Here is a 15940-nt window from a genome sequence, read left to right as displayed (position 1 = left end):
CTGGTGGAGAGACTGATGATTTACCCGCCGCAGGAACGACTTGATGGTGACGACCGCCTGTCCGGACGACCAAACCCTGGAACGCTATCTGCGCGGTGAATTTGATCCGCGTGAGGTCGATTCGCTGGAACAACACTTGGAAAGTTGCCCCGATTGCGAACAGACTTTGGCGTCCCTGGAGCAAGCCAGCGACTCATTGCTACGGCATCTTCCCCTGGTTGCGGGGGCGAAGTCCGGGACCGCACCGGTCCCGACGTGGCTGCAGGCTCTGAAGGCCGATCCGCCGCAGGACTCAATGCGGCGGTCTTCGCAAGCCGAAACGCAGAATGACCGCCCGAATTTGTCGGCCGACCGCAATCACCTTCTCGGATCCTATGAATTGCTCGGCGTCCTGGGAAAAGGCGGAATGGGCGTGGTGTATCACGGGCGACATCGGAAACTCGGCCGCGAGGTCGCCATCAAGGTCGTCAATCCACGGCTGTTCAACGCTCAGGAAGCCCACGCCAGATTTGACCGCGAGATCGGAGTTCTGGGGCGGCTCAATCATCCAGGAATTGTCGCCGCTACCGATGCCGGAGAATTTCGGGGAGCCGCCTTCCTGGTGATGGAAAAGATTGACGGCATCGATCTCCAAACGCTGGTCCGACAAATCGGTCCGCTCGCGCCCAGCGAAGCGTCCGAAATCATTCGGCAAGTTGCACTGGCCCTGGCCGCCGCCCACCAAAGCGGCGCCATTCACCGTGACGTCAAACCGTCCAACGTGATGATTGACCGCGGAGGTACCGTCAAACTGTTGGACTTCGGACTCGCCCATCTGTCCGATACCCACAGCATCGATACGGAAACGTCGTTGGGCCAGCTCCTGGGGACGTTGGATTACATGGCTCCCGAACAAGCGAATGGTGAAACCGTTGGCACAGCCGCCGACCTTTACGGGCTAGGATCCACTCTGTTTTTCCTGCTGACCGGTCAACCGCCGCGGCCGACCGACCGGGAGCAAGGTCTGCTGCACCGGTTGCGGTCGATCTCGAACACCATCGCTCCGGAGGTCCAGGAATTCCGGGCGGACGTTCCATCAGAGCTTTGCCGGCTGACCGCGAACCTGTTGGCAACCAATCCGGATGAGCGTCAGCAGCACGCCGCCGAGGTGGCGGAGCAGTTGTCGCGTTGGACGGACGCGGTGGATGCCAAACGATTGGCGGATTTGGTTGCGAAAACGTCGAAACCCGTCGCTCCCGCGAATCCCGAACCGGTCGAGCAGTCCCTGGTCGATTTGCTGGGCCCCACGGACACCCACGACCATTCCGAATTCAGTTTCGGTTTGGCAGGATCCAAGCCGGCGACGGTCGAGGCTTCACCGAAACGCCGGGGCCATTCACGACTCTGGATCCTTGGCCTTGGCTTGCTGATTGTCGCGTGCTTGATGGGCATCGTCTTGATCCTGGACACGCCGGAGGGAAAAGTCCGTATCGAATCGGATCTTGAAAACGCCTGGATTCAATTTGTTGATGAAAACGAACGCGTCCAGGGAACGCAAATCAAACAGGGCGACAACGCCATCGAGCTGCGCGCCGGTCGGTACAAGGTTCGTCTTTCCGATCCCCACGCTCCGGCAATGATTTCGCCCTACATCATCGAATTGACAGACGGCTCCGAACAGGTCGTTCACGTTCGCGCCATTCGCGAAGAGGCTGAGGTCTCTGCTTCGCACTCGAATCACGGAACTCCTGCTGGACCCGATCCATCGATCGTCGACGGCAGAACGCCCGACCAATGGCGACAGGCCTACGATCAAGCGGAGGATGTTGGTGCAAAGATTCATGCCGCCACACAGATCCTTCGTGGCCTGCAACCTCCCAACGGTTCTTATGCCGACGGGCATGATCACCAGGGCGATGAAGCGATTGCCGTCGAAGCGGTCAAACTGGGCGGGGAGTTGACGGAACAGTTGTGGAATGATCGCATCGAAATCGCACTGCACGACTTTCTGGACGATCGATTCTCGCCAGGCGTCATCCCGAGTGGGATGGATTTTCTGGACGTTCCCGAGCAGTGGAGGGACTTTCTGCGTACCGCCCAAAACAAGATTGTGGCAACCTGCAGCCATCGACAAAGCACGCAGGTGTTGGCGGACGCAATCACGAAAGGAACCGACACCGAATGCGCCTTTGCAACAATGATCGCGATTCGGCAAAGCCTGTCCATCATGACGGACAATTCGACCGCCCACATTCTTCGCGACGCGCTCACCGTTCCGATCAGCCCCGCGGCCCGCTCCAAGGTGATCACGCTCGCGGCCGGAAAAATCGCGTCCGAGAGTGTTGTTCCGGGAGCATTGTTTCGCGTTCAGTCCAGCGAGGCCATGAATTTGTTGGGCGAGACGCTGGAACGCGATGTTCTGACGGTCGCGTTGCAACGTCAAAAGCCGATCGACTCGGGCGCGGAAGCCTCGTCAGAAGTTTGGCTTGATCTCGCGCCGGAACTGGGATTGGATGCGAAAATCGCTTCCCGGTTACTTTTGGCAATCTCGCTGCAACGCAAATCAAGTGACGATGGCCACGTCGTCCGCTTGATGGATTCACGATGGCGAATGGAAGCTCTGCCCTACGAGCAGAACTACGCGGAGAAACGCCGCCGAGAAATCGATTGGTTTGTCGATGGTTGGTTGGCCGCAGTCAACGAATACTTCAAAACCGTCCACCCGAATCAGGATCCGACGGAGCAAGAGCGTGATATGTTGCGATCGGTCGAGCTGGCGATCCCTTTGCTGAGTTCCTCTGACGAGCAGCATCGCTTGGCCGATGCCACGGCGGATCTGTTGAGCAGACGGCTTCAGGCTTACTACGTCGGCGCAAACGTCGACGCATCGCAGCAGCTCGGCTGGCACGACGTGCTTCCAATCTCGCCCGAGCGGATGCTCACGCTGATCGTTCAGTGCAGCGGACAAGTTCCAGAATCGGTTCGGCAGGGGGCACCGATTTCCGCGGAAACGCGGGATCTGGTGCGTCGATACGAACACCTGGTTGATTCGGGACTCGACCAGACAGCATATGAGAGTGAGCGACCAAGTCTGGTTCACGTTCTGCAGCAAGCTCCCTTTGAAACGGTGCGGATCGCCGCGGAAGCGACACGGTTGCCTGCGTCCGTTCCGAGGACGGATGCGTTTTACGCCGCCAGTGGTGATGTTCAGCCCACCGAACGGTACGACACACCGCCCACGGATCCGCTGCTGATGGTGGGCATTTTTGCCGCAATCATCGAAGAGAATGAACAGGCAAGTCAAAGCTTCAAGCAGTTTCTAGCCGAAGCCGATCCGAGGTTCCTGTCGCGACACTTGAAGGGCATTCAGGGAAACCTGCTCATTCGCGACAGCCTGATCCGCATGATGACGAACATTGCTCGTCGGACGCCCGATTCCGAGACACGTCAGGTGGTGCTCCAGTTTGATGTCGGGATCAAGAAGGCCTACGGCAACGCAATCGCGGAATGAATTGGACACTCGAATCCAAGGCGATCATCCGACATCCAACTCGACCGCCGTCGCCAGACGCTGGTGACCTCGCACGCACTTTGGCAGGGGGGCAATCCACAGCGTTGAACACCACCGGTGGTTCGCGCGCCTACTCGCGAAGCAGCGGCGAACCGGCCGGCAGGGGCGTCGTTCGCAGGAACACCGGTCGAAAGATCCCTCCCGCTCCGTACCAATCGTAAACAGCGATACGGATCCGCAATCGGTCTCCCGCCTTCACGGTATCCGGCAGGCGATGACTGGACCGCATTTCAAACGCGGTCTCTTTGCGATCGATGTTTCCCGCCTGGCCGATCTTCCTACCATTGACGAACGCCTGGTAGTGATCGTCGACCCCGGTAAAGCACAAGTAAAAGTCATCGCTTTTCCAATCATTGGGGATCGAGACTTCGGTGGAGTACCAGGCCCAGCCGTCCAAGTCGCCGTGCCCCTGTCCGTCCCAATGTGAATCGATGCGGATGGAAGATGCGTCGGCAAACGGATCCTCGCCAGCTTCGCGATCTTCAAACCAGCGAGCTTGAAATCCACGTGAGTCCGAATCGACCTTCAACTTCCACTCCGCCTGGGCAAGGTTGATCTGCCGAAGGTTGAGCGATGAACGCAATCGACTTTGCGTCTCTTCACTGAGCCGTCCTCGCAATCCCAACGGCTCTTCGATCAATCGGTGGAGGAGTTGGCGAAGCACGTGCGGACCCGCCGCGGACCGCTCGGGATCATGATTGAGGGTTGAAACGATCAGCCGACCGGCTCCAACCCGGGCGCCCCACAGCAATCCGTGCGTCTTGACGTGATCCAGATCGTGCGAGTCCCAAAGTATCAACCATGGATCCGTCTCCTGCCAGAAATCGAAATCGGGCTGAATCGAGCCAGCCAAGTCAAAATGCTGGAGATCGACCAGCAACTGCGTCAACGAGTGATCGTCGCGCGTCGTTTGGGAACCTTCAATCCGATCCGGAAAGACCACCGGACCGCCTCGCAAAAACCAATGATCGCGAACCGGAAAGCTACCCGGGCCCCCGTCCGGCAAAAGCAGCACGGATCGGCCCGATTGAAGTTGGTCCAGGATGTCGTTGTCGAATCGACTGGCGACCAGAATGGAAGATGGGGCCTGAACGCCCGGCTCGCCGTGGGCGTCCGCTGATTCAAACGTTGCGGCAGACGGCGCGTCGTTTTGATTGGCCGCAACGACGGCGTGCATCCAGTCTTTGCGTGATTCCTCCAGTGCGGCATGAACCTGAACACGAGATTGCGGAACCTTCTGTGCCGGTGGCAGCACCCAAATCGGCCACCGATTGGTGGCGACACGTTGTCTGCCGGCCCAAATCTCACCCACCAATTCCATTCGCCGCCGTCGCTTGCTGATTGGAAAAGACAATTCGGCAGTAGCTTGGAAATGATCCGCTGCGCTCGCTTTGGGGGCGCTGTTCGATGGCGGTCGCAGCAGCACGTTTCCGGTGGCGACCGGCGTTTCGGTGCGATCCGTCAACAACCGCCACCGGACTTCAAAACGTTGCTTGGCTGTTGAACGTTGCAAAGCAAGCTGAGAGGCTTTGGCATTCGCCATCAGCCAGTCGACCGAGGCGGTCGTTCCGGCAATGAAACTTCGCCGATCATCCTGAGTCTTCAACAGCAGCATCGGATCGTCCGCCGACCACTCCGCTTCGCGTCCCCACTCGGAAAACTTGAACGCACCGGTCGAATCGATCACGCCCATGGGGGCGAAAGGAAAGTCGCGGATGACACTGACGACAAATCCGCCCCACGGGATTTCCCGTCGATAGGTTTCGATCTGGTACTTTCGCATTTGATAGGCGTAATCAAGCGAATCCTGACGCATTTGCATCACGACGTCCGGTGAAGAGTGCTCTGCTAATTGGTCTTCAAAGTTCTTGGCAGACTCGTAAGCGTTCAGCACCCAAAACGGCAATTCCACGTGCGAATTCGCGTCGGATTGGCTTCTTTCGGATGCTTTCCTATTGGCGGAACGCTCAGCGGTTTGGCGATCCATCTGGTTTCGTATGGCGTTCAGGTCGGGCCAGGTGTCCGCCGCGATCGCTTCGCCAAGCAACAGCGGTTTTGCCTCGCGTTCAGCGATAAACTGCCGCAGTTCACCCAGCTTTTCCGGCCAGGTGTGGTTGTTGCCATAGGGGTGATCGTCCCAGATGTCGCTGATGCGATTCCAACTGATCCAACTGCTGTCGTCTTCGACGATCGCATCGGGCACCTGACGATGAACCAACCGATACAACGATTCGATGACCTCCAAGGATGCCGAAGGACCGGTTTCGCATGTCAGGCTACGCAGGACGACGCAAGGATGGTTCCGGTCGTGATGGGTAAACTCCAAGTACTCGCGCTGCAGTTCCGCCAAGTTCGATTCGACCAATTTGGCGTGCCAGGTTGGATACTCGACCCAGGCGAGAAGGCCTTCTTCGTCCGCCAGTTCCAGGTATCGCCGCGGCGGAATCCACAGACAGAATTTCATCAGGTTCAATCCCATCCGCTGCGCACATGCGATCTCGTCCCGCATGTCACGGTCATCCAGTGACGGCGCGGTCGACGGCGGCGCGTAGCCCCAGTTTAGAAGTCCCCGAACGATGATGGGTCGGCCGTTGAGAAACAACTGATCGCCTCGCGTTTCAATCAACCGGATGCCCGTCCGGTAGGCTTGACTGTCGTAAACCACGCGAGTGGAGGCGGCAGACGCTTGGCCGCCCGTTCCTGCGTCGGGATCCCGCTCGCCGGCTGTTACCGGGGCGTCTGGTGCGACGCCCCGTCCGGTCAGCGAAAGCCGCACGTCGTACAGCCAAGGGGATTCGGGCGACCAGGCCCTGGCATCTTTCAAAGGAATATCGAATTCAAAACCTTCTTCGGATTGGTTGTCACTGTCCAGCGCGAACGTTCGCCGCAAGACCTTTGTTTTCCGTGCCGACTGCCAACTTCCGTTGGGCAGCTTTCGTCGCGGGTGATCCACCACGACGTCCAATTCCGCGTCCTCGGGAAGTGGTCCCTGCAATGCCACACGCAATGCCAAACGATGGTTCTCCTCGACCCGGTAGCGCCCAAGGACCAGCGTGTTCTCGGTATCGATCCGCTGTTGCGGTCGGATTTCCAGACGGACCGGCTGCCAGATCCCACCGAAATGCGGTGCAAACACAGGCAGGAATCCTTGCGTGTGGTGTCCCACCTTCTCATCCACGCGAACTTCGATCCGGTTTGGACCCTCTGGATCCCAGGCCTGGTCCAGGTTGCAGGACCAACGCGTCCAAGCTCCCAAATGTTCGCCAACGGGTATTTGGTTGCAGCGGACGATCGCTTCGGTCGCGACGCCATCGAAAACGATGAACAATTGCTGGGGGACCGAACGAGATCGGCGTTGCAACTCGGCTTGGACCCGACGTGTCGTCTGTTCAGAAATCTCCAGCTGATACACCGCGGAGCCATCAAAGGACTTCCCCAGCGTATGCTCCCAGGCGGAAGGCACCGGAATCGGTTGGTTGAATGCGGTCCCCCCCTGCGCTTCCGAAGGGGCAACCGGATCGATCCTCCAATCAGCGTCAAGCTCCTGCGACCAACGCGTCGAACTGGCGTCCGCTTGTGGCGCGGCCGGCGATTGCGGCGAGGCGGATTGAGTCGCGGAACGACCCTGGCCCGAGCAGGAAACATCGCGGCCGACGTGCATCAGCAGCAACAGGGCAAGTAACCAATGCCGGGATAGAATGCTCATGAACGCTGAACTGAAAAGGGTGGGAAGGATTGCAGCAACGGTCGTCGACGTCGATTCAGCGACCGGCTGAGTCCGCTTTTGGAAGACTTGCATCCATCAGATCCAAACCGTTGTTCCCCGTTCCATCGGTTCCGGCCCGACCTTATCTTATCGGCCGCCAGGTTTCGATGCGGTTCCACCCGTTCGGTTCTGCCGTCGGCTGTCGTGGCAGCCCGCTCGCCCCTTTTCATTCAGAGTGACATGAGCGACCCCCAATCAGAAAACCGTCATCAGCCCCCCAAGGAATCCGTGGCCGAGGCGTTTGAACCGCCGGCGCCAGTGATGGGAAAGGAATTGACGCCCCGAGTGATCGTCCTGGGGTTACTGTTATCGGTGGTGATGGGGGCGGCCAACGTGTATGTGGGGCTGAAGGCGGGCATGACCGTCTCGGCGTCCATTCCGGCGGCGGTCATGGCGATGTTGCTGTTTCGATTGCTGTTTCGCAACTCCACCATCCGCGAAGCCAACCAGGTGCAGACCTGTGCTTCGGCCGGCGAGTCGCTTGCGGCGGGGATCATTTTCACGATGCCGTCGATGATATTGATCGGTTACTGGCAGTCGTTCGATTTTTGGACCGTGTCGATGGTCGCGCTGACGGGCGGCCTGTTGGGGATTCTGTTCATGATCCCGATGCGTCGAGTCTTCGTGGTCGGCGATGAAGACTTACCATTCCCCGAGGGTGTGGCCTGTGCGGCCGTCCTGGAAGCGGGTGAAGAATCTGAAGGGCAGCAGGATGCGGCGATCAGTTTGGTGATTGGGGCAGTGATCGGCGGCACTTTCAAGGTGCTGGCTGGTTTTCTGTCTCTGGTCCAGGACACGCTGCAGACCGCCCGAGTCGTCGGTGACCGAATTTTCTATTTCGGTGGTGACCTTTCGCCGATGCTGGTCGCGGTTGGCTTCATCGTTCGGTTGAACGTCGCCGTGTTAATCTTTATTGGCGGCGCCTTGGGATGGTTGATTGGCATTCCGCTTCGAGGCGGGGCGGAAAACTATGACACGCCAATCGATGGTGCCTGGGAGATTTGGAGCACGGAGATTCGCTACGTCGGCGTGGGCGCGATGGTTGTCGGCGGGATTGCTTCCCTGGTCGCTGTTCGAGGTGGATTGGTGACAGCCGTGAAGGAACTGTCGGGTGGCCTGCGTGGTCGGGGGGAAATTCAAGACGACCTGCAGCGTGATATTCCCTCCGGATGGATCCTCATCTTGACGGTGATTTGCACCGCGATGTTGGCGACTTTGAACTACCGCTTCACGCACGATCTGGGCGTTACGGTTTTGGCGACCGCCGTGATGCTGGCGATGGGATTCTTTTTTACTGCCGTCGCAAGTTACATCGTGGGACTGGTCGGGAACTCCAACAGTCCTGTGTCGGGCATGACGATCACCGCCGTGCTCGCCGCCGGGGGACTGCTGTGGCTGTTCAATTATTCCGGTACCCAAGGGATGGTTGCGACTTTGGGGATCGCCGCCGTGGTTTGCTGCGTTGCCTGCACCAGCGGTGATGTGTGCAACGACCTGAAGACCGGATCGCTGGTGGGGGCGACTCCATTTCGTCAGCAAATCATGCAAATCGCCGGCGTCGCCGTGGCGTCGTTCGTGATGGCTCCGGTCCTGACATTGCTGCACAACAACACCCCCGGCGGGATCGGCGGCGAGCAGCTTTCCGCTCCGCAGGCCAGCCTGTTCGCCAGCCTTGCTAGAGGCTTCGCCGGCGAGGGGCACTTGCCTTGGGACTTGATCGGGTGGGGAGCCGGAATCGGCGTGATCATCTGGATCATCGACGAAGTGTTGAAGCGGCGGACGCGGTTTCGCGCCCACTTGATGCCGATTGCCGTCGGGATGTATTTGCCGTTCGGCCTGGCCACGCCAATCCTGATCGGCGGCCTGATCGCCCACCTGTACTCGCGGCGGACACCCCGCGAGTCCCGTGATCGGGTGCTTCATCGTGGCGTGTTGTTTTCTTCCGGAGTGATCGCGGGTGAGGCTCTGACCGCCGTCGGTCTGGCCGGTCTGGCCGCCCTCGGAATCACGTCGTTGGACCTGGGGGTCGGTAGCACCGCTGTCACTCTTCTGTCCTACTTGGCAGTGGCCGGGATCATCACCGCTTTTCTGGTGATGACACGTCCGAAAACCTAAGACGATCCACCGCTCTGGTTCCAAGGCTCCGGCCTTGGAACCCGATGTCTGCCAGGCTTTGCCTGGCGTCCATGGCCCGGAGGAGCTGGCGGAGCCAGCGTGGCAGAGCGTTCCCGGGCGGGAGCCGGGAACGAGGGGAGTCCTCCCGCTCTGGTTCCAAGGCTCCGGCCTTGGAACCAGATGTCTTCCAGGCTCTGCCTGGCGCCATGCCTACTCGTCCACACCCTGCGTTTTGTTATCCAACCCGGCAACGTACTCCTCACGCAGTAACATCAACTCATACACCACGACGGGATTCGCGTCGGCAAGATTGCTCGATTCGCTCGGGTCCTGCTGCAAGTTGGCGAGGAAATACCGATCGTCGTCGGTGATCGATTGCGGATCGCGACGATCGACGGGGTTCCCCAATAATTTCCAGGGGCCGCGACGAACCACCCACTGCGAATTGTTGCCCCCGCCCAGCTGCCAGTAAAACGATTTGTGCGGAGACTGTGCTTCGCTGTTTTGCAAGACGTCGACCAGGCTGCGGCCATCCAAATGATGCTCTGGAATCTCGATTCCCGTCAGCTCGGCCAGTGTCGGGAACCAGTCGCAGCCCACGGCCATTTGGTCTCGCACCTGATTCTGCGGCAAGCCGCCGGGCCACGACACGATGGAGGGAACGCGAATGCCGCCTTCGAACAGGCAGCCTTTCGCGCCCCGGTAAGGCCCCGGGTTGCCGCCGCCGAAGAACGTTCGTTCCTCGACCGAATGTCCGTGATCGGACTGCAGCACGATGATCGTGTCATCGCGCAGCCCCAAAGCTTCCAGGTGATCCACGACCAAGCCGATCCGCTCATCCATCGAACTGACGAAGGCGGCATACTTGTCACGAGGACGGGGCAAATCGGTGTAGCGCTCGCGCCACTTTTCCGTCCCCTGCAGAGGGTAGTGCGGCCAGTTGATCGCCCAGTAAATAAAGAACGGTTGCTCTTTCCATTCGCTGATCAAGCGGCGGCACTCTTGGACCATGGAGTCGCCGAAATAACGGCCGTCTTCCCAGACTTCGACGCCGTCACGCCAAAGGTCGTGCCGGTTGGGACCGTTCCAGTAAAAGAAATGCGAGTAATTGTCGATGCAGCCGCCCATGTGTCCGAACGTGGACTCGAATCCTTGGCCGCCGGGCATCGTGTCGTCCGTGTACCCGAGGTGCCACTTGCCGACATGTCCCGTCCTGTAGCCCTGGGCGCGAAAGAGTTCCGCCATCGTCATTTCCGAGGTCGGCATGCCGGGCTTTCCTCGTTCCGACGACACGTTGGCGGGCACGCCGGCGCGGACGGGAAACCGCCCGGTCATCAGTCCGGCACGCGACGCCGAGCAGATAGCCGATGGCGAATACATCTGCGTGAATCGAATCCCGGTCTTAGCCAGCCGGTCAAACGTCGGCGTGATCAAATCCTTGGATCCGTAGCAGTTTGCGTCCAACGTCCCCTGGTCGTCCGTGTAGATCACCAGCACGTTTGGTTGTTGACGCCGGGTTTGCGCGACGGCGTTTGTGCTGAAAGTGGTCACCGCAAGGCAGCAGAGAATCGACGAAAACTTGAACATTGGGGAGCCGTTGGCAAGCAGGGAGGGGGGCGGAGCGGAGGAGAGAAAATCGACCCGTTCGATCGAGTCTTACGGTCTTTCGATCAGATCAAAAAATCTGAGCGATCAAGATTCGCCGGCGCGCAGCAGAACACTCAAGCCGTAAACATCGCGAAACAACGCGGCTTGGCTGCGCATCGCGATCTGCTCCAGCGAAACGTCGCGGACGCCCGGGATTTGGATCAACAGGCGTTTCTTGTCCACGTGGCATTCGATTTCGCGGATCCGGCTGGTGCGAGTGTCATCCAGTGCCGTCGCCAAACGCAGAATGGCTGCCAGCTTGCTGACCATCACACGGGAATCCCGGTCCAAGGACATGAAATCGGTATGGGACGGCTGCGGCGCGGCCCGTCGGTAATAGCGTGCCACCAGCCCGACCTGCAGCAGATCGGTTTGCGACAGGCCGAACAGTTCGACGTTCTTGATGATGTACAGCGCGTGCTTGTGATGGCTGCGGACGTTGATCTGAATTCCAATCTCGTGCAGCAATGCAGCGACGTACAAGATGACTTCGTGCCGGCTGTCCAACTGATGCAGCGATTGCAGTTGATGAAACAGTTTGCGAGACAATTCGGCGACGCTGCGGGCGTGCATTTCATCGAAGTGAAAGCGTCGTCCCAGCGATAATGCGGACCGCACAATTTGATTGCGAAACTCGGCAGTCCAGCTTCCTCCGACCGCGATGTCGTTCAGCAGGCCGTCTCGCAGGTTCGTGTCGCTGACGTAAATGTGAGTGACGCCGAAGTGTTTGGCGACCATCGAGTATGCCAACAGGGCCGGCCCCATGGTTTGTGCTTCGACGAAGGTGGCGCCAAATTGCTTGACGATTTCGTCGTCGCCCAGTTTCAAGACTCGATCGGTCAACCCGGTCAGCTGATCGATTTCCAGGACGGCCAGGTGTTCCGATTGCCAGTGACCGACCAGCAAGCGGGCCGCCAAGCGAATATCACCGCCGACGGCCACCAGATTCAATCGCGATTCACTGCTGACCAATTCGCCCAGCTGGGTCAACGAACGGTTGATGTGGTTTTCCATCAATGCTCGTTTGCGATCGGCACCGGGGCGAGCCAGATCAATGGTCTGCAGCATCCTGAGGGATCCCAGCCGGAAAGAATGGCTGGCCAAAACGTTGCCGCTGCGAACGATCAAGACCTCGGTGCTCCCTCCGCCGACCTCCAGCACCATGGCCTTGCCGTTGGCCAGGTCCGCATGGCTCAGCAGTTGAGGGGTGATCCCCATGTACGTGATGCGGTTGACTTCCGCCTCGTCGATCGGTTCAACGTGCAGTCCGGTGGCGGTGAAGACGCGGTCGGTGAACGCCAGTCGGTTGACCGCTTCCCGGACGGCGCTGGTGGCCACCACGCGGACATCGCTGCTGGAGTCGATTCCGTATTCCGCCAGGACACGCTGGTACTGCGTCAGCACGGCGACGACGCGTTCGATACTTTTGCGAGAAAGCCGGCGTGTGGTGAACGCTTCCTGTCCCAGCTGAACCGGTTGGACCAACTGATCCAGCGTCCGGACCTCGCCGGTGGAATGGATTTCGGCAATCGCCATTCGAATCGCCGTCGCTCCGATGTCGATCACGGCCACGCTGCGGGGGGCCAGTGCGGCGGTTCGTTCGGATGCACGTTCTGCGGATCGGTCTGCGGTTCGCTTGGTCGAGCGGGAGGCCTTCGCTTCAGACATTGAATTCTTCGTCGTCCTCATCGTCGTCGCGATCCGGATGCATCGGATCATCGGGATCGAAGAACAGGTCCGCCAATCCCAGCGGCACCGCGTCCCCTCCAAGGGTGCGACTCTTGCGCTGTGACAACTGTTCCAAATCAAACGCCTCTTCGCCCAAGCAACTCTTCAACGCCTCCTGCCAGGCCTGGTCCCGTCCGACCGGGTGCGAGGGATCCTGCGCGATTCGCTTGAGTGCGTATCGCAACAGGTTGATGCCGTCACGGGGCGAGAACTCCAACTTCAACTGGTGGGACCGTTGCAGGAACTCCACCGTCATCGCCAGCATTTCCGGTTCGGCAAACGGCAGGTGATACTGCAGGATCGCCATCTCATCTTGCTTGTTGGGAAAACCGACCGGCAGCGTCGGTTGCAACCGGCTCATGATGTAATCGGGAATCTCAAACGTGGACTCGTCCTGGTTCATCGTCACGGCCGCGCGGAATTCCGGGTGCGCGTCGATCACGATTCCGGCAACGATCGACTCGACGTAGCGGCGGTTGTCGAACAACGGAGCCAGCGACGCCCAGGACTTTTCGTTCATCCGGTTGCCCTCGTCCAACACGCACACGCCGCCGCGCAGCATGGCCGTCACCAGGGGCGAGGCGTGGTAGGCGATCTCACCGTTCTGGCTTAGCACCGGCGTGACCAACAGGTCTTCCGGCCGGGTGTCGGCGGTGCACTGATAGATGAAGAGCGGCCGCCCCTGGGCTTTGGCCGCGGCGATCGCCAGTTGGGTCTTGCCCACGCCCGGGGCACCGACCAATCGCGGCGTCAGCGGCAAATCTGCCGGGTCGACGGAAATCCAACAAGCCAGCAGTTGTTGCAGGATCTCGCCTTGACCGATCCAACGGCCGGGCGACTCGTAGGGCTGGGCCAGTTTCAGCCGCACCCCGTCGACTTCAACGTGCGTGGCGACATCCGAAGGCTGTGAGCCGGGATTCGAAGGGTTTTCAGGTATCGAATTCATCAGAACCGAGGGATCGGAGGTCTCCTTTGATCAACGGCGCGCGAGTCATTCACGGGCATGCTTTTTATCGGCGTACGTCGATGCCGGCTTGGCCTGTTCGCCTTTGCCGACACGCTCGTTTTCCTCGCGAACCGCTTTCAGAATCGCTTCGATGTACTGATGAATCGAGTGATCCGAAAAATGGTCGATTTTCCAGCGACGCAACCCCCGCAGGAAGCCCTGCCAGCGGTCGCGCCGTCGCGAAATCAAATTCAGTTTACGAATGCGGCCGTTGCGATCAATGTAGACCTCGCTGCCGCTGTGCCGGTATCCAAACATTACCGGTGGCACTCTGGTCACGATGTCGTTGTTGTTGACGTACCGATAATGGTCCAGCTTGACATAATTGATGTACCGGTTGTTGCCCACACGGGGGCTGCCGTAGGTAAAAAGTTCATTCGGATTGCTATTGATGTGGGACAGGTAGCAGCGGCCGGCGCAAATCGTCGCCATCGCCCCGCCGAGCGAATGACCGCAAAAGAAAAGCGTGTGGCTGTTGTCCAGCAGCGCCGTCTCGATCATCGGCCACAGATCGTCGACCTCCGTTTTGAATCCGCGGTGGACCCGACCCACAGTCTCGGCGAGCACACTCTGGGCATTGGCATCGGCCCGAATGTCGTTCCACTCGTTGGGCTCGGTCCCCCGACATGCGATCACGCAGTCGACTTCGTTGCGAAATCGGTACGCCTGCGAACCGTCGCGGTCGTAGAACGTCACATCGGGAAATCCTGCCAACTTGGCCGCTCGCGTCGCTTCGTCCACGTCGTTGTAGGCGATCATCGCCAATTCGGCGAACAATAACGAACGACGCAGGAAGCTCAGCTCGGCGATCGGTCCGGAAAGCGCCGAATGGATGACCAGCGGAACTTCGCCCGGATCCTTTACGACCCGGTTGGCAACGTCTTCCAACATCCCACCGTTCCTCCAAAGTGCTCTTCATCCCCGTGATGGCAAGCCAAGCCTTCAACGGTTTTGCCCGGTCGCGTTCGCTTCAATCGGCGGACAGCTTCCCTTCAAAAAAGGATGAGCGACCGGGGCCGGTTTGACCACCCCCGGGATGGCTCCGTTAACTCGTCAGCCTTCGATCGTCGGCACAGCGATTTCGCTGACGATCTCCTGCAAGACGCTTTCGGTCGTCACACGCCGCAGCCGACTTTCGGGCTTTAGGATCAATCGATGATTCATGACCGGCGCCAACACCCGTTTGACGTCATCGGGGGTCGCGAAGCCTCGTCCCCGCACGGCGGCCATCGCCTGGGAGCAACGAAACAGGGCGATCGATGCCCGCGGACTGCCGCCCAGAGCCAGATCGCCATGATTCCGCGTCTGGTCGATGATCTGCAGAAAGTACTGACGCACGCGAGGATCGACATGCACCTTGCGGATTTCGGTTTGCGCTTCCAGCAATTCCGCGGCGGTCGCCACTTCCTTCAATCGATCGACCGGGTGAGTGTGCTGCAACAGGTCCAGCATCCGCATTTCTTCATCCATCGACGGATACCCCAAACTGAACCGCATCAGGAACCGGTCCAATTGCGCTTCCGGTAGCGGAAACGTCCCTTCATGATCGACCGGGTTTTGAGTCGCAATCACCCAAAACGGTTTTTCCAACGTGTGGGTCGTCCCGTCGACGGTGACCCGCCCCTCGGCCATCGCTTCCAGCAGCGACGCTTGCGTTCGGGGCGTCGCGCGATTGATTTCGTCGGCCAACAGGATCTGGCTGAACACCGGCCCCGGACGAAACTCGAATTCGGCGTTTTTCTGGTTAAAAATCGACGTGCCGGTGACATCGGTGGGCAACAGGTCCGGTGTGCACTGGACACGCTTGAACCGACAGCCGACGCTCTTTGCCAGCGCGCGTGCCAACATCGTTTTGGCCACCCCCGGTACGTCCTCGAGCAACACGTGACCGTCGCTCAGCCAGGCCACCATGGCCAGCACCAATTGTTTCCGTTTGCCGACGATCGCGTGTTCGACGTTGGCGATCACACGCTTGGTCAGATCGGAAACCAAGGCAACGTTGGCGGTGTCCGCACCGGAGCGGGCGGATGACCGGGCGACAACGGGGGGAGCGTCAGACATGCGGTTTCGGACATGGGCGGACGTGAATTGCGGCTCAACTGCTGAATCAGCGGGCCAACCGGGATCG

Annotated in this window: 8 protein-coding genes; 2 read left to right on the top strand and 6 right to left on the bottom strand. The window is 59.6% G+C overall.

Annotated elements, in window-relative coordinates; all coding sequences use genetic code 11:
• The first annotated feature begins 43 nt into the window (after window positions 1-43).
• A complete protein-coding gene (locus FYK55_RS12440; RefSeq protein WP_150076750.1) occupies window positions 44-3490 on the top strand; it encodes a serine/threonine-protein kinase in 3447 nt (1148 codons plus the stop codon).
• A 130-nt stretch (window positions 3491-3620) separates the two neighbouring features.
• Here FYK55_RS12440 and FYK55_RS12435 read toward each other — a convergent pair whose 3' ends face one another.
• Window positions 3621-7349, bottom strand: a complete 3729-nt coding sequence (locus FYK55_RS12435) for a sugar-binding domain-containing protein (RefSeq protein ID WP_150076749.1) — start codon at window positions 7347-7349, stop codon at window positions 3621-3623.
• Window positions 7350-7496: 147 nt separating this feature from the next.
• Between FYK55_RS12435 and FYK55_RS12430 the strand changes: the two genes are divergently transcribed.
• Window positions 7497-9431 carry an OPT family oligopeptide transporter gene (locus FYK55_RS12430; RefSeq protein ID WP_150076748.1) on the top strand — a complete coding sequence of 645 codons (1935 nt, stop codon included), beginning with the start codon at window positions 7497-7499 and terminating at the stop codon, window positions 9429-9431.
• 210 nt (window positions 9432-9641) lie between these two features.
• Here the strand turns inward: FYK55_RS12430 and FYK55_RS12425 are convergent, their stop codons facing one another.
• The 5 genes from FYK55_RS12425 to FYK55_RS12405 form a co-directional block, all read right to left on the bottom strand.
• Window positions 9642-11018, bottom strand: coding sequence for a sulfatase-like hydrolase/transferase (locus tag FYK55_RS12425; RefSeq protein WP_150076747.1), 1377 nt, complete (start codon window positions 11016-11018; stop codon window positions 9642-9644).
• Window positions 11019-11123: 105 nt separating this feature from the next.
• Window positions 11124-12746: a Ppx/GppA phosphatase family protein gene (locus tag FYK55_RS12420; RefSeq protein WP_150076746.1), complete on the bottom strand. Its 1623-nt coding sequence runs from the start codon at window positions 12744-12746 to the stop codon at window positions 11124-11126.
• The gene (locus tag FYK55_RS12415; protein ID WP_150076745.1) at window positions 12739-13752 is read right to left on the bottom strand and encodes an AAA family ATPase; all 1014 of its coding nucleotides are present in this window, start codon (window positions 13750-13752) and stop codon (window positions 12739-12741) included. Before FYK55_RS12415 ends, FYK55_RS12420 begins: the two co-directional genes overlap by 8 nt.
• A 45-nt stretch (window positions 13753-13797) precedes the next feature.
• Window positions 13798-14703, bottom strand: a complete 906-nt coding sequence (locus tag FYK55_RS12410) for a lipase family protein (protein ID WP_150076744.1) — start codon at window positions 14701-14703, stop codon at window positions 13798-13800.
• 162 nt (window positions 14704-14865) lie between these two features.
• Entirely contained in the window at window positions 14866-15873 is a 1008-nt protein-coding gene (locus FYK55_RS12405) for an AAA family ATPase (RefSeq protein WP_150076743.1), read from the bottom strand.
• Window positions 15874-15940: the final 67 nt, after the last annotated feature.

Origin of the sequence: Roseiconus nitratireducens (assembly GCF_008629675.1) — a bacterium.
Classification (GTDB): Bacteria; Planctomycetota; Planctomycetia; order Pirellulales; family Pirellulaceae; genus Stieleria; species Stieleria nitratireducens.
This window is presented reverse-complemented; position numbering and strand designations above follow the sequence as displayed.